Genomic DNA, 22174 nt, shown 5'->3' with positions numbered 1-22174 from the left:
GGGCATGTCGCAAGATATCGGATACGTCCGCACCGAAATGGCGCTGCCACAGCCGGCGCCGCTTCGCGAGCGTGGGCCGCTGGCCTGGATGCGCAAGAACCTGTTTGCCAACCCGTTTGATTCGGTGTTGTCGATCGTGGGGTTTTTCATCGTGGCGATGATCGTGCCGCCGCTGTTCAACTGGGCCATCGTAAATGCCCAGTGGACCGGCACCGATCGAACGTTCTGCGCCACCGTGGCGCAGGGCGGCATCCAGCCCGACGGCTGGTCGGGCGCCTGCTGGGCGTTTGTCAAGGCAAAGTTCGGCCAGTTCATGTTTGGCCGTTATCCCCTGGACGAGCGCTGGCGCGTCATCCTGGTGGCGATCATGTTCGTGGCGCTGCTGGTGCCGCTGCTGGTTCCACGCATCCCGCGCAAGGGGCTCAATTCTGTCCTGTTCTTCCTGGTGCTTCCGGTCGTTTCCTACTTCCTGCTGATCGGTGGCGTGTTTGGCTTGCCGCATGTCGAGACCCCGCTCTGGGGCGGTCTGCTGGTGACGCTTACGCTGTCTTTTGTCGGCATCGTGGTCTCACTGCCTTTCGGCATCCTGCTTGCGCTCGGTCGGCGCTCCAAGATGCCGGTTGTGAAGATGCTCTGCGTCATCTTCATCGAGACGGTGCGTGGCGTGCCGCTGATCACGGTGCTGTTCATGGCAAGCGTCATGCTGCCGCTGTTCCTGCCGGCGGGCGTCTCGTTCGACAAGTTCCTGCGCGCGCTGATCGGGGTGTCGCTGTTCGCGTCGGCCTACATGGCCGAAGTCGTGCGCGGCGGCCTGCAGGCCATACCGAAAGGGCAGTACGAGGGCGCCGACTCGCTCGGTCTCAGCTACTGGCAGAAGATGGGCCTGATCGTGCTGCCGCAGGCGTTGAAGCTGGTCATTCCCGGCATCGTCAATACCTTCATCGGCATGTTCAAGGACACCAGTCTGGTCTACATCATCTCGATGTTCGACCTGCTCGGCGTCGTGCGTCAGAACTTCTCCGATGCGGCCTGGGCTTCGCCGCAGACTCCGGCTTCGGGGCTTGTCTTCGCAGCCCTTGTCTTTTGGATATTCTGCTTCGGCATGTCGCGCTATTCTATTTTCATGGAGCGCCGGCTCGACACCGGGCATAAGCGATAACGAACAACAAAAGGGAACGGCCCATGGCCATCGAAAACGCAGTCAGCGCCGACGAGATCAAGGTTGATCGGGCGAAGATGCATATCTCGGACACCGATGTCGCCATCGACATCGTCGGCATGCACAAATGGTATGGCGAGTTCAACGTGCTGAAGGACATCAATCTCAGGGTCATGCGCGGCGAGCGCATCGTCATCTGCGGTCCGTCCGGTTCAGGCAAGTCGACCATGATCCGCTGCATCAACCGCCTGGAGGAGCATCAGAAGGGCAAGATCATCGTCGACGGCAAGGAACTGACCAACGATCTCAAGAAGATCGACGAGGTCCGCCGCGAAGTCGGCATGGTGTTCCAGCACTTCAACCTGTTCCCGCACCTGACCATCCTCGAGAACTGCACGCTGGCGCCGATCTGGGTGCGCAAGACGCCGAAGAAGCAGGCCGAGGAGCAGGCGATGCACTTCCTGCGCCGGGTCAAGATCCCCGAGCAGGCCAACAAGTATCCGGGCCAGCTGTCCGGCGGCCAGCAGCAGCGCGTGGCGATTGCGCGGTCGCTGTGCATGAACCCGCGCATCATGCTGTTCGACGAGCCGACCTCGGCGCTCGATCCGGAAATGATCAAGGAAGTGCTGGAGACGATGGTCGGCCTCGCCGAAGAGGGCATGACCATGCTGTGCGTGACCCACGAGATGGGTTTTGCCCGCAAGGTCGCCAACCGGGTGATCTTCATGGACCAGGGCCAGATCGTCGAGGAGAACACGCCGGGCGAGTTCTTCGACAATCCGCGCCACGAGCGCACCAAGCTCTTCCTCAGCCAGATCCTGCACTAGGCTCGGCTGGAAAATTCCGCGAAGCCCGGTCGTATTTCGGCCGGGCTTTTTTGTTGGAACCCGCAAAGAGCAGCAGGGATGTAGAGTCGTTGCGAAGAGCAATACGTCTTCTAGGCATGCTTGCCCTGCTGGTTGCCGCCGGTGTGGCGCTCGGTACCCTGGTGCCGAGGCCGCTGTTCGGCGGCGCTGCGGCAGGCGATGCAACGTCGCGCCACATTCTCGTCTTCACCAACCCGATCCACACTGACATCGCTGTGCCGATCGATGATGGCGTGCTGGAAAAATTCGACTTCCTGCTGGATGCCGGCATTCAGGCCGACCTGCCGGCGGCGCGCTATCTGGTGTTCGGCTGGGGCAGCAAGGCCTTCTATATCGGCACGCCGACATGGTCGGAGCTGAAGCCCGCGCCTGTGCTTGCGGCGCTGACGCTCGACAACTCGGTGATGCATGTCGACCTGGCCGGCGAAATAGCGCTGCCGCAACCCACGGTCAGCCGGTTCGACATCAGCGAGGCAGGTTTTGCCTCCCTGCTCGACTTCATCGACGGCAGCTTCGAGCGGGGCAGTGCGGGCGTTCAACGCATTCCCGGGGTTGCGTACGGTGCCTATGACGGCTTCTTCGACGCCAACGGCAAGTTCAACGCGCTTGCCGGTTGCAACACCTGGACAGCCGCCGCCTTGCGCCAGGCCGGACTGACGACCGGCTGGTGGAACCCGCTGCCTGCGACGCTCAACTGGTCTCTTGGCCTCTACAACCGGCCGTCGTCTTTCCAGCCGGGCGGGGTCCAGCCGTAAAGCCAATCCATGTCGGCTGCGAGGCTGTCCGGCGACTTGAGCTTCAGGAACAGGTTGCGTGCCATCGCCACCGGCCCGGCGGCATGCCAGGCAAGGCGGTTGAGCGCGCCGCGCCGCGCCACTTTCCGCACGCGCGGCTTCCGCAGCATCTCCCACTGCGACAATGCGTTGGCAGTGTTGGGTCCAGAGGCAACGGCGTCGGCCAGGGTGAACGCATCCTCGATCGCCATAGCCGCGCCCTGGGCGGCGAAGGGCGTCATCGCGTGTGCGGCGTCGCCGATAAGGGCGATGCCGCTTGGCGCGGTCCAGGGCCGGGTCGGGTCGACGGCGTGCAAGGGCCAGACCGTCCATGGCCCGGATTCGTCGATCAGCCTGGACAGAGCAGGAGCCGTACCGCGCATGGCGCGTTTCAACGCATTGGCATCGGTCTCGCCCGACCATTGCTCGGCTATCGAGTTGCCCGGGGTGAATGCGGCGAGGTTGATCGCCGCCCCCGCCCGGATCGGGTAGGCGACGAGATGGAAGCCTGCGTGAAGATAGGTCGTCACCATGGCCGGGGAGCTCAGGGAGGCAAAATGCCGGCCGACGTCGCCATCGGCGGAAAGCGTCGTGCGCCAGGCCAGTTCGCCGGTGAAGCGGCTCTTTTCGTTGGGGCCGACAAGGCGCCGGCTCGACGACCAGACGCCATCCGCTGCAACCAGCAGCGCGGCCTGCTCGTGGGAGACGATGCCCGCTTGCGTGAGTGTTATCCTGTTGCCGCTTGCCTGTGCCTCGACCCCGCTGACGGTGGCGTCCGTCACGATCTCGATCAATGGGCTTTCCGACGCTCGTGCGAGCAGCGCGCTCTGCAGGTCGGCGCGGTGGGCGACCAGATAAGGGGCTTTCCAGCGGCGCTCTGCGGCAGCACCCAGCGGCACACGCGCCCGTTCGCTCAGGGTTGCAGCATCGCGCAATACCACCGCCTCCGGTCGTACGGTCGACGGGCTAACCAGGTCGAGCACGCCAAGACGGTCGAGGATGCGGGTTGCGTTGGGGGAGAGCTGGAGCCCCGCGCCGACTTCCTCAAGCGCCGGCGAGCGTTCGAAAACGCGAACGCTAAAGCCGTGTCTTGCAAAGGCGATTGCTGCAGTGAGCCCGGCAATGCCAGCTCCGGCAACCACTATCTGCCGCGATTGCATGACCGCGGCTTGCGGGTCAGGCTGCGCGGTCGACCACGTAGAGGCAGCCTTGCGGCAGCGTCTCGGTGGCCTTCAGCTTGGACGAGTAGCGATAGAGCGTCGAGCAATAGGGGCAGACCTTTTCGGCATCCGCACCCATGTCGAGGAACACATGCGGATGGTCGAAGGGCGGGTTGGCGCCCACGCACATGAATTCCTTCACGCCGATTTCGATCACGGCATGTCCAGCATCGTTCTGGAAGTGGGGGATGGAGCCGCCGGCCATGGTGTTTTTCCCTTCTGAGGAACTGCGCGCATGAATGCCATGGCGTCTTCGGCGCGTCCACAGGGCGCGCGACGCCGTTATTCGACAGCGTTTGTATCATAAGCAGCGGGTTTGCAAGATGCTGAAATGAAACTGTCGCAATTGCCTGTCAGAGGATAAGTTGAGCCGGATAAGCGGCGGAACGCGGCAGTGGGGAAGGTTTGCATATGAATCAGTTGAAGCCGGTCCATACCGATTTCGTCAACGACAAGTCGCCGACCGGCGCAATCGACGGCAACCCCGACCGCTTCGTCAATCGGGAGTTCTCCTGGTTGCAGTTCAACCGGCGCGTGCTCGAACAGTCGCAGAACCCGAACCATCCGTTGCTGGAGCGCGTCCGCTTCCTGTCGATTTCGGCCGGCAATCTCGACGAGTTCTTCATGGTCCGCGTCGCCGGTCTTGCCGGCCAGGTGCGCGAAGGCATCACCGTCCGCAGTGCCGACGGGCGCACCCCCGAACAGCAGCTCAATCAGCTGTTGCTCGAGGTCGAACGGCTTCAGGAAGACCAGCAGAAGAGCCTGTCGAGCCTGATGGAACTGCTCAAGCTCGAGGGTATCGAGAGCATAGCGGCGGCCGATCTCGGCAAGGACGAAAGGAAGTGGCTCGAGGACCACTTCATGGAGCAGATCTTCCCGGTACTGACGCCGCTGTCGATCGATCCGGCACATCCGTTCCCGTTCATTCCCAATCTTGGCTTCTCGATCGCGCTGCAGTTGCGTCATCGCAAGAGCGGCGAGGAGATGACGGCGCTGCTGCGCCTGCCGGTGGCGCTGAAGCGCTACATCAGGCTGCCGGACCGCAAGCGCTCGGTGCGTTTCATCCCGATCGAGGAGACGGTGAACCTGTTCATCGGTAAGCTTTTCCCCGGCTACGAGGTCAAGGGATCGGGCACGTTCCAGATCATTCGGGACAGCGATATCGAGGTCGAGGAAGAATCCGAGGATCTTGTGCGGCTGTTCGAGACCGCATTGAAGCGGCGTCGGCGCGGCTCGGTCATCCGCATCGAGTTCGACAGCCAGATGCCATCCCAACTGCGCGATTTCGTTGCCGGCGAACTGGGCGTTTCGGCGAGCCGCATCAGCGTCCTCAGCGGCCCGCTGGCCATCAGCCAGATTTCCGAGATCGTCGCCGTGCCGCGCGACGACCTGAAGTTCCCGCCCTTCAATCCGCGTTTTCCCGAGCGCATCCGCGAGCATCGCGGCGACTGTTTCGCTGCGATCCGCGAGAAGGACTTCGTCGTCCACCACCCCTACGAATCGTTCGACGTGGTGGTGCAGTTCCTGCGCCAGGCAGCGATCGATCCCGAGGTCGTGGCGATCAAGCAGACGCTCTACCGCACGTCCAACGACAGCCCGATCGTGCGCGCCCTTGTCGACGCCGCCGAGGCCGGCAAGTCGGTGACCGCACTGGTCGAGCTCAAGGCTCGCTTCGACGAGGAGGCCAACATCCGCTGGGCGCGCGATCTCGAACGCGCCGGCGTGCAGGTCGTGTTCGGCTTCCTGGAGCTCAAGACGCACGCCAAGATGTCGCTGGTGGTTCGGCGCGAGGACGGCCGCCTGCGCAACTACGTCCATCTCGGCACCGGCAACTACCACCCGATCACCGCGCGCATCTACACCGACCTGTCGTTCTTCACCACCGATTCGGCGATCGCGCGCGACGTGGCGCAGATCTTCAACTTCATTACCGGCTACGCCGAGCCGGCGGACGAGATGTGCATCGCCTTGTCGCCCTATACGCTGCGCAGCCGCATCCTCAAGCACATCGCTGACGAGGTCGAACATGCCCGCGCAGGCCGGCCGGCACAGATCTGGATGAAGATGAACTCGCTCGTCGATCCTGACGTGATCGACGCGCTTTATGACGCGAGCCGCAGCGGCGTCGAGATCGACCTCGTCGTACGCGGCATCTGTTGCCTGAGGCCGCAGGTGCCCGGACTGTCGGAGAACATCCGCGTCCGGTCGATCGTCGGCCGCTTCCTCGAGCACAGCCGCATCTATTGCTTCGGCAACGGCCACGGCCTGCCTTCGGACGAAGCCGTGGTCTATATCAGCTCGGCTGATCTGATGCCGCGCAACCTTGATCGCCGTGTCGAATGCATGATCCCGATCGCCACGCATTCGACCGTCCACGAGCAGGTGCTTGGCCAGGTGATGCTGGGAAACATCATGGACAACCAGCAAAGTTTCGAAGTATTGGCGGATGGTACCTCGCGCCGGGTGACGCTGGACGAGGGCGAAGAGCCATTCAACGCGCAGGAATATTTCATGACCAATCCGAGCCTGTCCGGACGGGGTGACGCGCTGAAGTCCCATGCACCCAAACGCATCGCCCAGTTCAAACGTCGCAAGAAGGCGGAGGCGGCGGCCAGCTGATGGCCGAGCTTTCGCAGGGCCGGCTCAAGGACCGCCGACCGCTGTCGATCATCGATATCGGCTCGAACTCCATACGTCTCGTCGTCTATGAGGGCCTGGCGCGCTCGCCGACCCTTCTGTTCAACGAAAAGATGCTGGCTGGCCTTGGCCGCGGCATCGTCTCGACTGGGAAGCTCGATCCGGAGGGCGTGACCCGCTCGATGGAAGAGTTCCGGCGCTTTCGCGCGCTGTCCGAGCAGTCGGGCGCGGAGAAGATGTATGTGCTGGCGACCGCTGCCGCCCGCGAGGCCATCAACGGTCCTGATTTCATCGAGCGCGCCGAGCGCGTGCTCGGCACCGAGATACAGGTGCTTACTGGCCGCGAGGAAGCGCATTTCTCGGCGCTGGGCGTGATCTCCGCCTTCCACCCCGCCGACGGCATCGCCGGGGATCTTGGCGGCGGCAGCCTCGAACTGGTCGACGTCAGGGGCGAGGACATCGGCGACGGCATCACGCTTCCGCTGGGCGGACTGCGTCTCCAGGACATGGCCAAAGGTTCGCCCGTCGTGGCAGCCAAGATCGCCCGCACCGAGCTGATGCGTGCCAAACTGCTCAAGGGCGGACAAGGCAGGACCTTCTATGCCGTTGGCGGCACCTGGCGAAACCTCGCCCGGCTGCACATGGGCGTCACCAACTATCCGCTGGAGGTGATGCATCACTACCAGCTCGACCCTGCCAGTATGATCCCGTTTCTCAAGCAGGTGGCACGCGGCGACGTCGAAAAGCTCAAGGGCATCGAGGGCGTGTCGAAAAACCGCCGCACGTTGCTCCCTTATGGTGCTGTGGTGCTTCAGGAAATCATCGCCGCGATGGAGCCATCGAAGATTGTCGTGTCGGCACTGGGCGTGCGCGAGGGCTTTCTGTTTTCGCTGCTCGATGAGGAAGTACGTCGATCCGATCCACTGATCTCGGCGGCCGAGGAACTGGCGGTCCTGCGCGCACGTTCTGTGCGCCATGCCCGTGAATTGACCGAGTGGACCAAGCAGGCATTCGCTGCCTTCGGCATCGATGAGACCGAGGAGGAGGCGCGATATCGCCATGCCGCCTGCCTGCTTGCCGACATCGGCTGGCGCGCGCATCCCGAATATCGCGGCCGGCAGTCGCTCAACATCATCGCGCACGCCTCGTTCATCGGAGTCGACCATCCCGGCCGTGCATTTCTGGCCCTGGCCAACCTTTTCCGCCATGACGGTGTCTTCAACGACAGCTTCGCACCCGAACTGAAGGAGCTGGCGACGCCACGCTATCTCGAACGGGCGCGCATCCTCGGCGCGATGATGCGCGTGGTTTATCTGCTCTCTGCCTCGATGCCCGGCGTCATGCCCAAGCTGCGCTGGGAAGACAGGGGCGGGGGCGTGCTGGCGCTGGTCATCCCCGCTGAATTTGGCCAGCTCTATGGCGAGCGTCCTGCGGGCCGGCTGGCACAACTCGCCAAGGTTACCGGCCGCAAGCTGGTGCTGGCGGTCGAGGACGGGCCAAGTACCTCGGTCAAATAGCCTGGCGTCGGAGCATGCGATCGAGCGAGATCGCCCCGGCGCCTGCCACTGATAGCGCCAGCAAGCCGCCTGCCGTGGCGATGTCCTTCATCAGCGCCTGCTGGTGCATGAAAAGCAGTGCCGGGTCGTCGCCACCCTGACCGTAGTGGCCGATGAAACCCGCAGACAGCGCGAACGCTGCAAGCAGTGGCGCGGCGATGCGGGTCTGGAAGCCGACCAGGACCAGCACGCCGCCAATCAGCTCGAACAGGCCGACACCCAACGCGACCAATGTCGGCAGCGGAAAGCCAAGTCCGGCAAAGTAGCTGGCGGCGCCGGCGACATTGGACAAGGTGCTGATGCCGGCCGGTACGAACAGTGCCGCAATCAGCAATCTCGCAAGCAGCAACGACGCGTTCCCGAGCATTGGCGCACCCTCGATGGTCCGCCGAGAATGCGCCCGCATTCTTGCAAAGTCACCACATCGCGCCGCGGCGGTATTGGCGCACAAAAAAGCCCGGGACAAGCCCGGGCCATTCCTTGGGAGGAATTTCTAAAACTTAGCTGCGACGGCCGTCGATCGACAGGGCGCCGGCGCCGAAGGCGGCGAGCACGAACAGGCCGCCGGCAATCGCCAGGTTCTTCTGCAGGAACATCATCTGGACCTGATCGGCAAAGTCGGTGTGGGCGATAGCAGTAGCGGCCAGCGTGAACACGCCGAGCAGGATGGCGGCGATGCGGGTCTGGAAGCCGACCAGGACGGCGATGCCACCGACCAGTTCAACCAGGCCGACAACGACCGTCGTTACGGTCGGAGCGGGCAGGCCGATGCTGGCAAACCAGCCGGCGGTGCCGGAAATGGCGGTCAGCTTGGCAAAGCCGGCGAGGATGAAGATGACCGAAAGCAGGACGCGGCCTGCCAGGATAAGGGCCGAGGCGTTGCCGCTGACGGCCTTTTCAGAAGCGATGGAAGCGTTGGACATTGGGGTGGGGCTCCGTTGAATTTCGATGCCCCACACCTAACGGATTTCGACTGTTCACTAAAGGTGCGAATGTGTCGACAGATCGTTCACTAATGGAATGAATTTGCGCTGGGTACCTCAACCCGGCCGGGTCATGTCCTCAGGACGGACGATGCGGTCGTAGTCCTCGGCGCTGACCAGGCCGGTGGCGAGGGCCTCCTCGCGCAGCGTGGTGCCGTTCTTGTGCGCGGTCTTGGCGATCTTGGCGGCGTTGTCGTAGCCGATGGTCGGCGCCAGGGCGGTGACCAGCATCAGCGAACGGTCGAGGGCAGCCTTGATGTTGTCCTCGCGCGCCTCGATGCCGACGACGCAGTTGTCGGTGAACGAGACCGCAGCGTCCGCCATCAACTGCACCGATTGCAGGAAGTTGTAGGCCATGACGGGGTTGTAGACGTTGAGTTCGAAATGGCCCTGGCTGCCGGCAAAGGTAAGTGCTGCGTTGTTGCCGAAGACCTGGACGCAGACCTGGGTCAGCGCCTCGCACTGGGTCGGGTTGACCTTGCCCGGCATGATCGACGAGCCGGGTTCGTTTTCGGGCAGCGCCAGCTCGCCGAGGCCCGAACGCGGGCCCGAGCCGAGGAAGCGGATGTCGTTGGCGATCTTGAACAGGGAGGCGGCGGCCGCGTTGATGGCGCCGTGCGAGAAGACCATCGAGTCGTGTGCGGCAAGCGCTTCGAACTTGTTCGGCGCTGTGACGAAAGGCAGGCCGGTGATGGCCGCGATTTGCTCGGCCACCTTCTCGGCAAAGCCGATCGGCGCGTTGAGGCCTGTGCCGACCGCGGTGCCGCCCTGGGCCAGTTCCTGCAGGCCCGGCAGTGTCAGTTCGATGCGCTTGATCGACGAGGCGACCTGCGCGGCATAGCCGCCGAATTCCTGGCCCAGCGTCAGTGGCGTTGCATCCTGGGTGTGGGTGCGGCCGATCTTGATGATATGGTCGAATTCGCGTGCCTTCTTGTCGAGGGCGGCATGCAGGTGCTTCAGCGCCGGCAAGAGGTCGTGGACGATGCGCTCGGCGCAGGCGATATGCATGGCCGTCGGGTAGGTGTCGTTCGACGACTGGCTCATGTTGACGTGGTCATTGGGATGGACCGGCTTCTTCGAGCCCATCTCGCCGCCCAGCATTTCGATGGCGCGGTTGGAGATCACCTCGTTGGCGTTCATGTTCGACTGCGTGCCCGAGCCGGTCTGCCAGACGACGAGCGGGAAATGGTCGTTGAGCTTGCCGTCGATGACTTCCTGGGCGGCTGCCACCACGGTGTTGCCGACCTTGGGGTCGAGGCGGCCAAGCGCCATGTTCGCTTCGGCGCAGGCGCGCTTGACGATGCCCAGTGCGCGCACGACGGAGAGCGGCTGCTTTTCCCAGCCGATCTTGAAATTGCCCAGAGAGCGCTGCGCCTGCGCGCCCCAATAGCGGTCGGAAGCGACCTCGATCGGTCCGAAGGTGTCGGTCTCGGTTCTGGTCTTCTGGGCTGTCACGATCAGGTCTCCGAAAATGTCGTTGCGGGCAACGGCCTATCGCGTTGCACCCAAGGCATCAAGCGGAGAATGGTCCGGTCGGGAAAGCTAATCGGTTCAAGTTGGAAGTCATTTCAGCTGTAACGCTCCGGGCATGAAAAAAGGCGGCCCAGCCGCCTCGTTTCCTATCGGTGCGCGTGGTTCACAGCGCCTTCTTGATCTTCTCTTTGGTATCGCCATAGGCCTTCTGCACCTTGCCGACGATCTTCTCGGCGGTGCCCTTGGCCTGGGTTTCCTTGTTGCCGCTGGCTTTGCCTGCTGCTTCCTTGACGGAGCCGGCAACCTGCTTGGCAACGCCCTTGACCTGGTCCTTGTTCACCATTTCGCATCTCCTGTGGCTGGTGCGACCTTCAACGCCCGGAACCGCCAAGGGTTCCGGCCGCCGATCCGTTGCGAGGGCATATCGATCCGGTTAGGTTCAGGCGGAAATCGAGTGCCAAGGGGGAGTTGCATGCGATTGGCATTTGGTCGTGTCCTTGCGATCGCTGCAGGTCTGTTGTCCGCGGGCTGCGTCGCGGACGATGTCGGCCCGATAAATGTCCTCACTTCGCAGGTCGGGCTTGCATCGCCGGAGTTCATCCCCGATCCCGGCGACGACGGCTCGACTGTGGTCGGGCTGGCGTTCTCCGGCGGCGGCACGCGCGCTGCGGCCTTCGCTTATGGCGTGCTGCGCGAACTCGACGACATGGTCATCGACGAGACCCCGGTCAGGCGCAGCCTCGCCGACGACATACGCATGATTTCGGGTGCCTCGGGCGGCGCGGTCGCCGCATCCTATTTCGGCTACAAGGGCAGGGACGACTATCGCGACTTCCGCGAAAAATTCCTCATCCAGAATGCCGAAGCCAATCTCAGGAAGTCGACTCTGTCGCCGGTAAACCTGATCCGCGCGCTCAATGGCGGGGTCAACGACCGCAATGGCTTTGCCAAATGGCTCGACGACAATCTCTTCAACGGCGCGACCTATGAGGATTTCAGGCGGCCGGATGGCCCGATCGTCTGGATCAATGCTTCCGACATCTACAATCGCACGCCGTTCTTGTTTACCTATGACACCTTCGCCGCCCTGTGCAGCGATCTGGACAAGGTCCGGCTTGCCGACGCCGTTGCGGCTTCGGCCGCCGTACCCGTCGTCTTCGCTCCGGTCGTTGTTTCGGCCCTCAAGCCGGATTGCGGCTACCGCCAGCCGGAATGGCTGAGCCGGGCGCTCGCCGATCCCGATGCATCGGTCAGGCTCAAGGCCTATGCCGGCGCCATCCGGTCCTACCACGAGACCGACAGCCTGGATTACGTCAAGCTGCTCGACGGCGGGCTGACCGACAATCTCGGCATCACCGGCTTTACCATCGAGCGTTCAGCCGCCGGCACGCCCTACGGCCCGCTTTCGCCGGCTGCCGCGGTCAAGCTGCGCAAGCTGCTGTTCATCGTGGCGGACGCCGGCCGCGCTGCAGAGGTCAACTGGGGCGACACGATCAGGGGCCCAAGGCTTGGCAATCTGCTCGAAGCGGTCACCGAGACGACCATGGCGGCCTTGGTGCGCGACCAGCTCGACGCGCTCACATTCGCTGTCGGCGAATGGCGTGGCGAACTCATCCGTTATCGATGCGGCCTGTCTGCCGAAGCGGTGCGGCGTCACCGCGGCACCTTGGCCGGCTGGAATTGCAGGGATGTGCAGTTGGTGGTCGAGCACCTTTCGTTCGGCGATCTCGACCCGTCGCAGCAGGCCAAGCTCAACCGCGTGCCGACACGGTTGAGCTTGCCGGTCGATCAGGTCGACCTGACGATCGCGGCCGGCCGCGAGGCACTTCGGGTCAATGGCCCGCTGCAAAGGGCTGTCGCCGAGATCCGCATGTCGGCGGGTGTTCGCGAACCGCTGGCGATGGCATCTGGCACGCGCTGATCGCTCCAGGCACAAAGCTGGCCGTTCACAGGCACAATAGAGAACGCCTCCCGCACCTGTTGAAGTGCTGGAGGCGTCCTATTTGTCCTTTGGTTTTCCTTCAGGATTGCTCCATCCGGACGTGCCTCGGACAGGTTCAAAACGTCGACATCCGGAAAAGGTTCCGCCTGATTGTAAATTTCTTCTGGAATCTTTGACGCAAAGAAAAAGGGCGCCCGAAGGCGCCCTTTCCGTAAGCTTGAGCCAGATGGCTGGATTAGAAATCCATGCCGCCCATGCCGCCCATGCCGCCGCCGCCCATGCCGCCAGGCATGCCGCCGCCAGCCGAGTCCTTCTTCGGAGCTTCGGCGATCATGGCTTCGGTGGTGACGAGCAGGCCGGCAACCGAAGCTGCGTCCTGCAGAGCGGTACGAACGACCTTGACCGGATCGACGATACCGAAGGCGATCATGTCGCCGTATTCGCCGGTCTGGGCGTTGTAGCCGAAGGTAGCCGTCTTGTTCTCGAGGATCTTGCCGGCAACGATCGAAGCCTCGGCACCAGCGTTCGAAGCGATCTGGCGGGCCGGAGCCTGCAGAGCGCGACGGACGATGTTGATGCCGGCGGCCTGGTCGGAGTTCTCGCCGGTCGCCTTGATGGCGAGCGAAGCGCGCAGCAGAGCCACGCCACCGCCAGGAACGATGCCTTCTTCAACAGCGGCGCGGGTTGCGTTCAGCGCGTCGTCGACGCGGTCCTTGCGCTCCTTGACCTCGATCTCGGTCGCACCGCCGACGCGGATGACGGCAACGCCGCCTGCCAGCTTGGCGAGACGTTCCTGCAGCTTCTCCTTGTCGTAGTCCGACGTGGTCTCTTCGATCTGCTGCTTGATCTGGGCGACGCGGCCCTGGATCTCTGCCTTCTTGCCGGCGCCGTCGACGATGGTGGTGTTCTCCTTGGAGATCGACACCTTCTTGGCGCGGCCGAGCATGTTGAGGCCGACGTTCTCGAGCTTGATGCCGAGGTCTTCGGAGATGACCTGGCCACCGGTCAGGATGGCGATGTCTTCCAGCATGGCCTTGCGGCGATCGCCGAAGCCCGGAGCCTTGACGGCAGCGATCTTCAGGCCGCCACGCAGCTTGTTGACGACGAGCGTGGCCAGAGCCTCGCCTTCGACGTCTTCCGAGATGATGAGCAGCGGCTTCGAGGTCTGCACGACGGCCTCGAGGACCGGCAGCATGGCCTGGAGGTTCGACAGCTTCTTCTCGTGCAGGAGGATGTAGGCGTCTTCGAGGTCAGCAACCATCTTGTCGGGGTTGGTGACGAAGTAGGGGCTGAGGTAGCCGCGGTCGAACTGCATGCCTTCGACGACTTCAAGCTCGGTCTCGGCGGTCTTGGCTTCTTCAACCGTGATGACGCCTTCGTTGCCGACCTTCTGCATCGCTTCCGCGATCATCGAGCCGATTTCCTTCTCGCCGTTTGCCGAGATGGTGCCGACCTGCGCGACTTCTTCCGAAGTCTTGATCTTCTTCGAGCTCTTGACGAGGTGGGTGACGACTTCAGCCACGGCCAGGTCGATGCCGCGCTTCAGGTCCATCGGGTTCATGCCGGCGGCAACGGCCTTGTGGCCTTCCTGAACGATCGACTGGGCCAGAACGGTCGCGGTCGTGGTGCCGTCGCCGGCAATGTCGTTGGTCTTCGAAGCAACTTCGCGGACCATCTGCGCGCCCATGTTCTCGAACTTGTCTTCAAGCTCGATTTCCTTGGCGACGGTGACGCCGTCCTTGGTGATGCGCGGGGCGCCGAACGACTTGTCGATGACGACGTTGCGGCCCTTGGGGCCGAGGGTCACCTTGACCGCGTCGGCGAGGATGTTGACACCGCGCAGCATGCGCTCGCGGGCGTCGCGGGAGAATTTTACTTCCTTGGCAGCCATTTTAAGCTCCTCGATGGGCCTTGGAGGCCCGAATTTCAGATTGGATGGTGCGGATGGGTGGCGATTAGCCGATGATGCCCATGATGTCGGATTCCTTCATGATCAGAAGGTCTTCGCCATTGAGCTTCACTTCGGTGCCCGACCACTTGCCGAACAGCACGCGGTCGCCAGCCTTGACGTCCAGCGGAACGAGCTTGCCGGCTTCATCGCGCGCGCCAGAGCCGACGGCGACGATTTCGCCTTCCTGCGGCTTTTCCTTGGCCGTATCGGGGATGATGATCCCGCCGGCGGTCTTGGATTCGGATTCGACCCGGCGAACGACCACGCGGTCATGAAGCGGGCGGAACTTCGACTTTGCCATTTGAACTTCCTCGGTGGACTGTTGAGAACCCTCGGTCCGGTCTGGCCGGACTTGGTTAGCACTCACTTCAGGCGAGTGCTAACGTGACGGTGAGATAGTCTGTCGCCCTTTTACTGTCAAGGGAACGACAGCTTCACGACAGCCAGATTTCGGCGAATTAGGCGCGTGCCTGGGCGATGGCCTTGCGGAAGTCGTCGGCCGTCATGCCACGCTTGTACAGCGACTTGCCGATCAGGAAGCCAGGGGTGCCCTTGAGCTGGAAGGCTTTGGCCTGCTCTTCGGTTCGCGTCAGCAGGCTGACGAAGATATCCTGTCGCGCGCCGAGTTCGTTCCGGGCCAACTCGACGTCGATGCCGGCATCGCTGAGAAGATTGGCGGTGCTGCGAAAGGTCAGGCGCTCGTTGGCCGTCATCAGCGTCTTCACGGCCTCGGCGTAACGCCCCTGGCTGTGCGACGCCAGCGTCAGGAGCGCTGCGTTGCGGGAAACCTGCCCGAAGATCGGCCAGTCGCGGAGCACGAGTCGAATGTTGCCGTCCTCGGCCATTACTTTCGACAGTTCGATGTAACTCAGCTTGCAGTAGGGGCACTGGTAGTCCGTATACTCGACTACGGTGACGTTGCCATCCGGATTGCCCAGCGCAGGGATGTCGGGGTCGAAGGCGACTTCCTCCACCGTCGGCAGAGGCGCGGCCCAGAGCGGCAAGGGTGCCAAGACGCCCATGCCGGCAAGGGCTTTCAGGAGATAGCGCCGGTTCGGCGGCGGGTTTTGCATGCAATCGGTCCCGTGGCGTGTGGTCCTTTTCGTAAACGATGTGCGGCCGTGATTAACAGGGGCCTAATCGTCGCGCGGGCGCCTATGCCAGGCGTAACATTAGTCCTTGAATGGTAAGCATGCTTATAATATATGCCGCTCATGAAAAATGACGGTACCGAAAGGCTGGGTTTCCTCATCCATGACGCGGCGCGCCTGATACGGCGCAATTTCGAGCAGCGCGGCAGTGAGTTCGGGCTGTCGGCAGCGCAATGGCGACTGCTCGTCAGGCTGGTCAAGGATGAGGGTGTGGCGCAGGCGCGCCTTGCCGAACTTCTCGAAATCGAGCCGATCAGCGTGTCGCGGCTGCTGGACCGCATGGAGGCGGGCGGCTGGATCGAGCGCCGGCAAGGCGCCTCCGATAGGCGTGTGCGCATGATTTTCCCTACCGAAAGGGCACTTGAGGCCTTTTCCAAGGTCAAGGCCGTTGCGGGTGAGGTCTACGAGCGAGCGCTGAGCGGACTTTCCGACGAAGAGCGCCTCGCCACGGTCCATGCCTTGCGTACCATAGTCGACAACCTTTCCGCGGGCGAACCCGCCGATGCGAATTGTTTGAGAGAGAAGACGAAATGAACGCGGTGGCGAAAGTGAACGAAGACAGCGCAAAGGTCGAACTCGCGGCGGCAAGCCAGCTTCCGCCGGCAGCGCCCGCACCGGCGCCGAAGAAGCGTGGACGCTTGATGCTGATGGCTGCACTGCCATTGGCCTTGGTGGTCGGTGGCGGCTATTTCTGGGTGACCGGCGGCCGCTATCAGGAAACCGAAAACGCCAATCTGCGCCAGGCCAGGGTGAACATTGCCTCGGAGGCGGCCGGTCGGATCGTCAAGGTCGACGTCGCCGACAATACTGCCGTGAAGGCTGGCGACGAGCTGTTCCAGGTCGATCCCGAGCCTTACCGGATCGCGCTGGCCCAGGCCGATGCCGCACTTGCGGCTGCACGGCTCAATGTCGAGCAGCTTCGTGCCGGCTATAGCCAGGCCGTGGCACAGGAGCGTGTAGCGGCCAGCGGTCTCGATTACGCCCAGGCGCAGTTCGATCGCAGCAACGGGCTCGTCACCAAGGGCGTGAACACCAAGTCGTCCCTGGACGAGGCCCGCATGGACCTCGACAAGGCCCAGGAACAGCACAGCGCTGCCGTGCAGGGCATCGTCAGCGCCAAGGCGGCGCTCGGCGGCAACCCGGACATCGAGGCCGACCAGCATCCCACGGTGCTGTCGTCGCTGGCAGCACGCGACAAGGCAGCTTTCGATCTGGCCCAGACGACGGTGCGTGCTCCCGCGGATGGCGTGGTCTCGCAGGCAGCATCCTTCAAGATCGGCCAGTATGTCGGCGCCGGAACCGCACTGTTCAGCCTGGTCGAGACCGGCGACACCTGGGTAGAGGCCAATTTCAAGGAAACGCAGCTGACCCATATCAAGCCGGGCCAGGAGGCGGAGATCGTGCTCGACACCTATCCGGACCGTACCTTCCGGGGCACGGTCGAGGCGATCGGCGCGGGCACCGGCGCGGAATTCTCGCTGCTGCCGGCACAGAACGCCACCGGCAACTGGGTCAAGGTGACCCAGCGCATTCCGGTGCGCGTCAAGGTCGATACCGCCGACGGCGGGCTGGCCATGCGCACGGGCATGAGCGCAACCGTGTCGATCGACACCGGTGTCTCGCGCGGCTTTGGCAGCATCTTCGGCCACGCGGTGGCAGCGGAATAACACCCCACCAAGGGTGCGCATAAAGTCCAGGATCGAGCCGGCCGCCATATGCGGCCGGCCCTCCGGTTTTCCGGTCGCCGCTTGACGACCACAAGGTCCCAAAGGTTGGTCGAATGAGCCAGGCAGCCGCAAAGTCTCTCACCGATGTGCCGCATCGCGGATTGATCACCGTCGCCATCATGCTTGCGACGGTGATGCAGGTGCTCGACACCACCATCGCCAACGTCGCGCTGCCCTCGATGGTCGGCGACCTCGGCGCCTCCCAGGACACGATCAACTGGGTGCTGACGTCCTACATCGTCGCCGCCGCCATCATGACGCCGCTGACCGGCTGGATGTCGGATCGCTTCGGCCGCAAGGAACTGTTCCTCGTTTCGGTGGTCGGCTTCACCATCATGTCGATGCTCTGCGGCGTAGCCTGGAGCCTGGAGTCGATGGTGCTGTTCCGCGTCCTGCAGGGCGTGTTCGGCGCGGCGATCGTGCCGCTCAGCCAGACCTTCCTGCTCGACATCAACCCCAAGGAACGCCACGGCCAGGCAATGGCCATGTGGGGCGCCGGCATCATGGTCGGCCCGATCATCGGCCCGACGCTTGGCGGCTGGCTGACCGAGAGCTTCAACTGGCGCTGGGTGTTCTTCATCAACCTGCCGGTGGGCATCGTCGCCTTCATGGGCTCGGCCGCCTATCTGCCGGCAGTGGTCAAACGCCTGCGCGGTTTCGATTTCTTCGGCTTCGCCATGCTGTCGCTCGGCGTTGGCGCGTTCCAGCTCATGCTCGACCGTGGCGGCGAAGTCGACTGGTTCTCGGCTGTCGAGATATGGATCGAGCTTGGGCTCGCCATCACCGGTTTCTGGGTCTTCGCCGTGCACATGGCGACGTCCAAGAATACGTTCCTCGACCCCAAGATATTCACCGACCGCAATTTCGTGACCGGGCTGGTGTTCATCTTTGTCATTGGTGTCATCCTGCTCGCCAGCCTGGCGCTTTTGCCGCCGATGCTGACGCGCATCTATGGCTATCCCACCATCACCACCGGCCTGGTCATGGCGCCGCGCGGCGTCGGTACGATGGTCGCGATGCTGCTCGTCGGGCGGCTGGTACGGCTGGTCGACAACCGCTACCTGGTTGTCGCGGGCCTGCTGCTGACGGCGATCTCGCTCTATTACATGACCGGTTTCACGCCGCAGATGGATGCCTTCCTGATCGTCTCGACCGGCGTGATCCAGGGGCTTGGGCTGGGCCTGGTGTTCGTGCCGTTGTCGACGGTGGCATTCGCGACGCTGGAGCCGCGACATCGGACCGATGCCGCGAGCCTGTTCAGCCTCGTCCGCAACATCGGCTCCTCGATCGGCATCTCGATTGTCACGGTGCTGTTGACGCGTAACGTTCAGATCAACCACGCCGAGCTGTCGGCCAACATCACGCTCTTCAACCCCAACCTGATGGCGCTGTCGCCGGGCGCTGCCGCCGGCAACCCGGCCGCCTTGTCGCAGGTCGACGGCCTAGTCAACATCCAGTCGCTGATGATTTCCTACATCGACGATTTCAAGCTGATGATGATCGTCTCGCTCTGCGCCATCCCCCTGGCGTTGCTGCTACGCAAGCCGAAGGCGCAGGCCGCCGCCGGTGCACCGGCTGCACATATGGACTGACATGAAAAAGGCGCCCGTCCGCGAGGGAGGGCGCCTTTTGTCCGTCGGTGACAGTCTGCGTCAGCTGACGATGCGCAGGTTGGACAGCTCGTCCGCGATTTCCTTGAAGACCTGCATCAGGGTGTCGCCGGTGGCATTCCAATACAGCTTCTTCCCAACCGTCGTGCGGGAATAGGACGCACAATTCTTGAGAGCGGCGATAGCCTTCTTCTCATCGCTCTTGGCTTCGGTGAGATCCAGGGAGACGGTCATGACGATAATGCTGTCGTTGCCTTCGCCTTGGTCATTGCGGGCACTTGTTCCCTTGGCTTTGGTGCAGACCTGCTGCATCTGCTCGTCCATCGCGGCTTGGTAGTTCTCGCTGGTGTAGGTGGACTTGCCGACAGCGGAACTGGTGTCCATGAAGATGCGGCTGGTGCCGCTGCCATTGTAGCCCTTGCCCGTGTAGCCATATGCCGCATATGTCGATTTGTTGCCGGCAGGATCGGCACTTCCAAGGTCGCCATAGGTATTGGCGCCGTCGGTGAGCACGATGACGACCTTGTCATTTCCCCTCTCACCGTCCGCCCTGCCTTCGGTGAAGGGGGCTCCGCTCGAGACAACACGCCAGCCCCAAGCAGTGCCTTCAGGCACGTTGGTGTTGCCGCTTGGCGTCATCTCGTCGATCGCGGCCTTGATCTGCTGCTTCTCGTCCGCCTTGCTGACATCCCGCAACGGGGTGATCGGGTTTGTCGTGCAGGAGTAATTTGGCCCGTTGCCCTTCTTGGGAGGGTCGGCATCGAAGGGACGAATATCGAAGTACTTCGTCATGTTCTTTTGACGGGAGCGATTGTTGGTCAGTGTGTCGGAACCCTCGATGCCATCGTTCCACCAATTGTTGACCGCGTTGCGGTCGTCTGGGGTGCTGTCCGTCTCGGTTGCCCAATTGTCGCCAGGCTCGTCGGTCGCGAACATCGGCACGAAGAGTGTCGCAGCATTGCTCGTGCTGGGAGTGACATCGTTGTTGTTGTAGGGGGCTGGCCGCGCCTCGACACAGCCTTGCCAGGTCGCGAAAGGCCCGGGAATATCGACGTTGTATCCCTCGATCTTCCAGTCATATGTCTGGCATTTGCCGTTTTTCTTCTTCACGCAGACCCATTCGCGGCTGGTCTCGACGAACTCGCGCGCCACGACTTTCTCGGTGTCCATGTAAAGCGAAAACCGTGTCAGCGGGGTGTCCTCTGTTTCACCCCAGCCGTTGCCCCGCTTGTACCAGACATCGCCCGTCTTTTCGGCGTACTTGTTTGATGCGTTCAATGTAGACCAGTCGAAATTCTCGTGATGGACCGGCGAGATTCCGTCGACATCCATCCATGACTGGTTCGCATTGGTGGGGCTGACATTGACCGAGGCCGCAAAGGGCACAAGCCCAAATTGAACCGGCTTGTCGATCTGTTTCATCTGCAGGGCTTGCATAGCCAGAGTGTCGACAAGCTGCTTGGATGCGTTTTTCAGCAAGTCGATGCGTTTCTGGCCGGTGCCAGATCCGAGGTAGCTCATCGATCCCGAGTTATCGAGCACCAGAGCTACTTCCAGCGTGTTCTTCAGGCGGATGCCCGATCGGACGACAAAGTTCAGGTCAATGTCACTGCTGGACTTGCCTATCAGCGCGGCTGCAGCAGGCAGGAAATATGGCTCATATTTGAGCGTGGACTCCATTTCCAAGGTTCCGCCGCCGAATTCGGCGTTCGGAAGCGTCACCTTCAGCGGGGCGTTGGCAGGTTTGACCGAGCCGAGATTGTTGTTGAAGAAATCGGTGGCATAAGCCTTCAATTGGTCGTCCGTCGGCTGTTCGCCCGGCTTGCCATCGAGAATTCGCCGCGCAACCGCCATGCCGGCAGCATCGAGTGCGTTGCGCACCACCTCGCGCTGTCGCGACACTTCCGCGTAATCGATGGCAAGCGCCAGCGCGCCCATGATCGGCACCATCGCTGCGACCGTCAGAATGGCATAGCTGCCGCGCGTATCCTTCAGGAATTTGCGGATCATTGGATTGCTTCCCCAAGCTCAACCTAGGGACGATCTCATGAAATCCTTAAATTTGCGGTTCTCGAAATCGCGAGAAATATGAGTGATTGCTTAGTAAAGCGATAACCAATGTGCCTGCGGGCGAACTGCGGTTTCGTCGGTGTTGGGACGTCATGCCGCGAAAGCTGGTGACAGGCAGGGCTGGTTCGGATAATTCCGGGCTTCCTGGCCGCTCGGCCAAAACTCCCCCTTTGGGAACGATCGAAGGACAGACAATGGCGGGTTTGCCGCAATCAATCGCGTCGCTCGAAGCCCTCACGGGCCGCTACTCGGCCCTGCTGTGCGACGTCTGGGGCGTCATCCACAATGGTGTGCACGCTTTCCCGGAAGCAGCGGCAGCGCTTGAGGCGGCACGCGCGAAGGGTGTGGCCGTCGTGCTCATCACCAACGCACCGCGCCCGCGCGACGGTGTCATCGTACAACTGGCGAACCTCGGCGTGCCGACTTCCGCTTGGGATCGCGTCGTCACCTCGGGTGACGTGACGCGCGACCTGATCAGCTCCGGGCCGCGCCGCGTCTTCCATATCGGGCCTGAGCGCGACTTCCCGATCTATGACGGTCTCGATGTCGATCTGGTCGAGGAGTTCGAGGCGTCCGTCGTGGTCTGCACCGGGCTTTTCGACGACGAGACCGAAACGCCCGACGACTATGCCGAGATGCTGCGGCGCCTGCGGGCCCGCAACCTGCCGTTCATCTGCGCCAACCCTGATATCGTGGTCGAGCGTGGTCACGAACTGATCTGGTGCGCTGGAGCGCTGGCGCGTGACTATGGCCAGCTTGGCGGTCGTACGCTGGTTTCGGGCAAGCCGCACCGGCCGATCTATGAGGCGGCACTCGCCGCTGCCGGCGAAGTACTCGGCCGCGAGGTCAAGGCATCCGAAGCGCTTGCCATCGGCGACGGCATGTTCACCGACGTCAAGGGTGCCGCCGACAACGGCGTCGACGTTCTTTATGTCTCGGGCGGCATTCACGCCCGCGACTATGGCGATCCACTGGCACCCGATGCCGACAAGCTTGCAGCGTTTCTCGACAAGCATGGTTACGCACCGGTGGCCACCATTCCAAGGCTTCGGTAGG

20 protein-coding genes are annotated in these 22174 nt (G+C 62.7%); 10 read left to right on the top strand and 10 right to left on the bottom strand.

All coding sequences use genetic code 11. The annotated features are described in order from the left end of the window. The first annotated feature begins 4 nt into the window (after window positions 1-4). The 3 genes from GGQ99_RS08965 (at window position 5) to GGQ99_RS08955 (ending at window position 2780) form a co-directional block, all read left to right on the top strand. A complete protein-coding gene (locus tag GGQ99_RS08965; protein ID WP_108608650.1) occupies window positions 5-1159 on the top strand; it encodes an amino acid ABC transporter permease in 1155 nt (384 codons plus the stop codon). Window positions 1160-1182: 23 nt separating this feature from the next. After that, window positions 1183-1986, top strand: a complete 804-nt coding sequence (locus GGQ99_RS08960; RefSeq protein WP_055978835.1) for an amino acid ABC transporter ATP-binding protein — start codon at window positions 1183-1185, stop codon at window positions 1984-1986. A gap of 116 nt (window positions 1987-2102) precedes the next feature. Next, window positions 2103-2780 carry a TIGR02117 family protein gene (locus GGQ99_RS08955; protein ID WP_108608649.1) on the top strand — a complete coding sequence of 226 codons (678 nt, stop codon included), beginning with the start codon at window positions 2103-2105 and terminating at the stop codon, window positions 2778-2780. Here GGQ99_RS08955 and GGQ99_RS08950 read toward each other — a convergent pair. Together GGQ99_RS08950 and GGQ99_RS08945 are read right to left on the bottom strand one after the other, a co-directional pair. Continuing rightward, window positions 2735-3958, bottom strand: a complete 1224-nt coding sequence (locus GGQ99_RS08950; protein WP_183262120.1) for an FAD-dependent monooxygenase — start codon at window positions 3956-3958, stop codon at window positions 2735-2737. The two genes, GGQ99_RS08955 and GGQ99_RS08950, sit on opposite strands and share 46 nt — an antisense overlap. Window positions 3959-3974: 16 nt before the next feature. Beyond that, entirely contained in the window at window positions 3975-4223 is a 249-nt protein-coding gene (locus GGQ99_RS08945) for a zinc-finger domain-containing protein (protein WP_055978849.1), read from the bottom strand. A 206-nt stretch (window positions 4224-4429) separates the two neighbouring features. Between GGQ99_RS08945 and GGQ99_RS08940 the strand changes: the two genes are divergently transcribed. Together GGQ99_RS08940 and ppx are read left to right on the top strand one after the other, a co-directional pair. Then, window positions 4430-6637, top strand: a complete 2208-nt coding sequence (locus GGQ99_RS08940; protein WP_108608646.1) for an RNA degradosome polyphosphate kinase — start codon at window positions 4430-4432, stop codon at window positions 6635-6637. Then, window positions 6637-8172: an exopolyphosphatase gene (gene ppx / locus GGQ99_RS08935; RefSeq protein WP_183262117.1), complete on the top strand. Its 1536-nt coding sequence runs from the start codon at window positions 6637-6639 to the stop codon at window positions 8170-8172. The genes GGQ99_RS08940 and ppx overlap by 1 nt, the downstream gene beginning before the upstream one ends. Here the strand turns inward: ppx and GGQ99_RS08930 are convergent. The 4 genes from GGQ99_RS08930 to GGQ99_RS08915 form a co-directional block, all read right to left on the bottom strand. After that, window positions 8165-8578: a DoxX family protein gene (locus GGQ99_RS08930; RefSeq protein WP_183262116.1), complete on the bottom strand. Its 414-nt coding sequence runs from the start codon at window positions 8576-8578 to the stop codon at window positions 8165-8167. The two genes, ppx and GGQ99_RS08930, sit on opposite strands and share 8 nt — an antisense overlap. A gap of 133 nt (window positions 8579-8711) precedes the next feature. Further along, a complete protein-coding gene (locus GGQ99_RS08925) occupies window positions 8712-9134 on the bottom strand; it encodes a DoxX family protein (RefSeq protein ID WP_108608643.1) in 423 nt (140 codons plus the stop codon). Window positions 9135-9251: 117 nt separating this feature from the next. Further along, window positions 9252-10649 carry a class II fumarate hydratase gene (gene fumC, locus GGQ99_RS08920; protein WP_055978863.1) on the bottom strand — a complete coding sequence of 466 codons (1398 nt, stop codon included), beginning with the start codon at window positions 10647-10649 and terminating at the stop codon, window positions 9252-9254. A 181-nt stretch (window positions 10650-10830) separates the two neighbouring features. Then, entirely contained in the window at window positions 10831-11010 is a 180-nt protein-coding gene (locus tag GGQ99_RS08915) for a CsbD family protein (protein WP_183262114.1), read from the bottom strand. 129 nt (window positions 11011-11139) lie between these two features. On the opposite strand from GGQ99_RS08915, the gene GGQ99_RS08910 reads away from it, so the two are divergent. Continuing rightward, the gene (locus GGQ99_RS08910) at window positions 11140-12588 is read left to right on the top strand and encodes a patatin-like phospholipase family protein (protein WP_108608641.1); all 1449 of its coding nucleotides are present in this window, start codon (window positions 11140-11142) and stop codon (window positions 12586-12588) included. A 256-nt stretch (window positions 12589-12844) separates the two neighbouring features. Here the strand turns inward: GGQ99_RS08910 and groL are convergent, their stop codons facing one another. The 3 genes from groL to GGQ99_RS08895 all read right to left on the bottom strand — a co-directional run bounded on the left by groL (window position 12845) and on the right by GGQ99_RS08895 (window position 15633). Next, window positions 12845-14500 carry a chaperonin GroEL gene (gene groL, locus GGQ99_RS08905; protein ID WP_108608640.1) on the bottom strand — a complete coding sequence of 552 codons (1656 nt, stop codon included), beginning with the start codon at window positions 14498-14500 and terminating at the stop codon, window positions 12845-12847. 64 nt (window positions 14501-14564) lie between these two features. Then, window positions 14565-14861, bottom strand: coding sequence for a co-chaperone GroES (gene groES, locus GGQ99_RS08900; RefSeq protein ID WP_018427182.1), 297 nt, complete (start codon window positions 14859-14861; stop codon window positions 14565-14567). A 157-nt stretch (window positions 14862-15018) separates the two neighbouring features. Further along, the gene (locus GGQ99_RS08895; RefSeq protein ID WP_108608639.1) at window positions 15019-15633 is read right to left on the bottom strand and encodes a thioredoxin domain-containing protein; all 615 of its coding nucleotides are present in this window, start codon (window positions 15631-15633) and stop codon (window positions 15019-15021) included. 141 nt (window positions 15634-15774) lie between these two features. Between GGQ99_RS08895 and GGQ99_RS08890 the strand changes: the two genes are divergently transcribed. The 3 genes from GGQ99_RS08890 to GGQ99_RS08880 all read left to right on the top strand — a co-directional run bounded on the left by GGQ99_RS08890 (window position 15775) and on the right by GGQ99_RS08880 (window position 19030). Beyond that, the gene (locus tag GGQ99_RS08890) at window positions 15775-16245 is read left to right on the top strand and encodes a MarR family winged helix-turn-helix transcriptional regulator (RefSeq protein ID WP_183262399.1); all 471 of its coding nucleotides are present in this window, start codon (window positions 15775-15777) and stop codon (window positions 16243-16245) included. Then, window positions 16242-17378: an HlyD family secretion protein gene (locus GGQ99_RS08885; protein WP_108608637.1), complete on the top strand. Its 1137-nt coding sequence runs from the start codon at window positions 16242-16244 to the stop codon at window positions 17376-17378. Before GGQ99_RS08890 ends, GGQ99_RS08885 begins: the two co-directional genes overlap by 4 nt. Window positions 17379-17491: 113 nt before the next feature. Continuing rightward, window positions 17492-19030, top strand: a complete 1539-nt coding sequence (locus GGQ99_RS08880; RefSeq protein WP_183262112.1) for a DHA2 family efflux MFS transporter permease subunit — start codon at window positions 17492-17494, stop codon at window positions 19028-19030. A gap of 60 nt (window positions 19031-19090) precedes the next feature. Here GGQ99_RS08880 and GGQ99_RS08875 read toward each other — a convergent pair whose 3' ends face one another. Continuing rightward, entirely contained in the window at window positions 19091-21058 is a 1968-nt protein-coding gene (locus tag GGQ99_RS08875) for a TadE/TadG family type IV pilus assembly protein (protein WP_108608635.1), read from the bottom strand. A 254-nt stretch (window positions 21059-21312) separates the two neighbouring features. Between GGQ99_RS08875 and GGQ99_RS08870 the strand changes: the two genes are divergently transcribed. Continuing rightward, complete coding sequence (locus GGQ99_RS08870) at window positions 21313-22173, top strand: TIGR01459 family HAD-type hydrolase (protein WP_183262109.1); 861 nt, start codon at window positions 21313-21315, stop codon at window positions 22171-22173. The last annotated feature ends 1 nt before the right edge of the window (window position 22174 follow it).

The organism is Aminobacter niigataensis (assembly GCF_014200015.1).
Classification (GTDB): Bacteria; Pseudomonadota; Alphaproteobacteria; order Rhizobiales; family Rhizobiaceae; genus Aminobacter; species Aminobacter niigataensis.
The sequence above is the reverse complement of the archived record's forward strand: the minus strand, read 5'-3'. Positions and strand labels throughout refer to the sequence as shown.

Coding starts and splice junctions, on each gene's coding strand:
- GGQ99_RS08965 (WP_108608650.1), top strand. CDS start 5: ATGTCGCAAGATATCGGATACGTCCGCACCGAAATGGCGCTGCCACAG.
- GGQ99_RS08960 (WP_055978835.1), top strand. CDS start 1,183: ATGGCCATCGAAAACGCAGTCAGCGCCGACGAGATCAAGGTTGATCGG.
- GGQ99_RS08955 (WP_108608649.1), top strand. CDS start 2,103: ATGCTTGCCCTGCTGGTTGCCGCCGGTGTGGCGCTCGGTACCCTGGTG.
- GGQ99_RS08950 (WP_183262120.1), bottom strand. CDS start 3,958: ATGCAATCGCGGCAGATAGTGGTTGCCGGAGCTGGCATTGCCGGGCTC.
- GGQ99_RS08945 (WP_055978849.1), bottom strand. CDS start 4,223: ATGGCCGGCGGCTCCATCCCCCACTTCCAGAACGATGCTGGACATGCC.
- GGQ99_RS08940 (WP_108608646.1), top strand. CDS start 4,430: ATGAATCAGTTGAAGCCGGTCCATACCGATTTCGTCAACGACAAGTCG.
- ppx (WP_183262117.1), top strand. CDS start 6,637: ATGGCCGAGCTTTCGCAGGGCCGGCTCAAGGACCGCCGACCGCTGTCG.
- GGQ99_RS08930 (WP_183262116.1), bottom strand. CDS start 8,578: ATGCTCGGGAACGCGTCGTTGCTGCTTGCGAGATTGCTGATTGCGGCA.
- GGQ99_RS08925 (WP_108608643.1), bottom strand. CDS start 9,134: ATGTCCAACGCTTCCATCGCTTCTGAAAAGGCCGTCAGCGGCAACGCC.
- GGQ99_RS08915 (WP_183262114.1), bottom strand. CDS start 11,010: ATGGTGAACAAGGACCAGGTCAAGGGCGTTGCCAAGCAGGTTGCCGGC.
- GGQ99_RS08910 (WP_108608641.1), top strand. CDS start 11,140: ATGCGATTGGCATTTGGTCGTGTCCTTGCGATCGCTGCAGGTCTGTTG.
- groL (WP_108608640.1), bottom strand. CDS start 14,500: ATGGCTGCCAAGGAAGTAAAATTCTCCCGCGACGCCCGCGAGCGCATG.
- groES (WP_018427182.1), bottom strand. CDS start 14,861: ATGGCAAAGTCGAAGTTCCGCCCGCTTCATGACCGCGTGGTCGTTCGC.
- GGQ99_RS08895 (WP_108608639.1), bottom strand. CDS start 15,633: ATGCAAAACCCGCCGCCGAACCGGCGCTATCTCCTGAAAGCCCTTGCC.
- GGQ99_RS08890 (WP_183262399.1), top strand. CDS start 15,775: ATGAAAAATGACGGTACCGAAAGGCTGGGTTTCCTCATCCATGACGCG.
- GGQ99_RS08885 (WP_108608637.1), top strand. CDS start 16,242: ATGAACGCGGTGGCGAAAGTGAACGAAGACAGCGCAAAGGTCGAACTC.
- GGQ99_RS08880 (WP_183262112.1), top strand. CDS start 17,492: ATGAGCCAGGCAGCCGCAAAGTCTCTCACCGATGTGCCGCATCGCGGA.
- GGQ99_RS08875 (WP_108608635.1), bottom strand. CDS start 21,058: ATGATCCGCAAATTCCTGAAGGATACGCGCGGCAGCTATGCCATTCTG.
- GGQ99_RS08870 (WP_183262109.1), top strand. CDS start 21,313: ATGGCGGGTTTGCCGCAATCAATCGCGTCGCTCGAAGCCCTCACGGGC.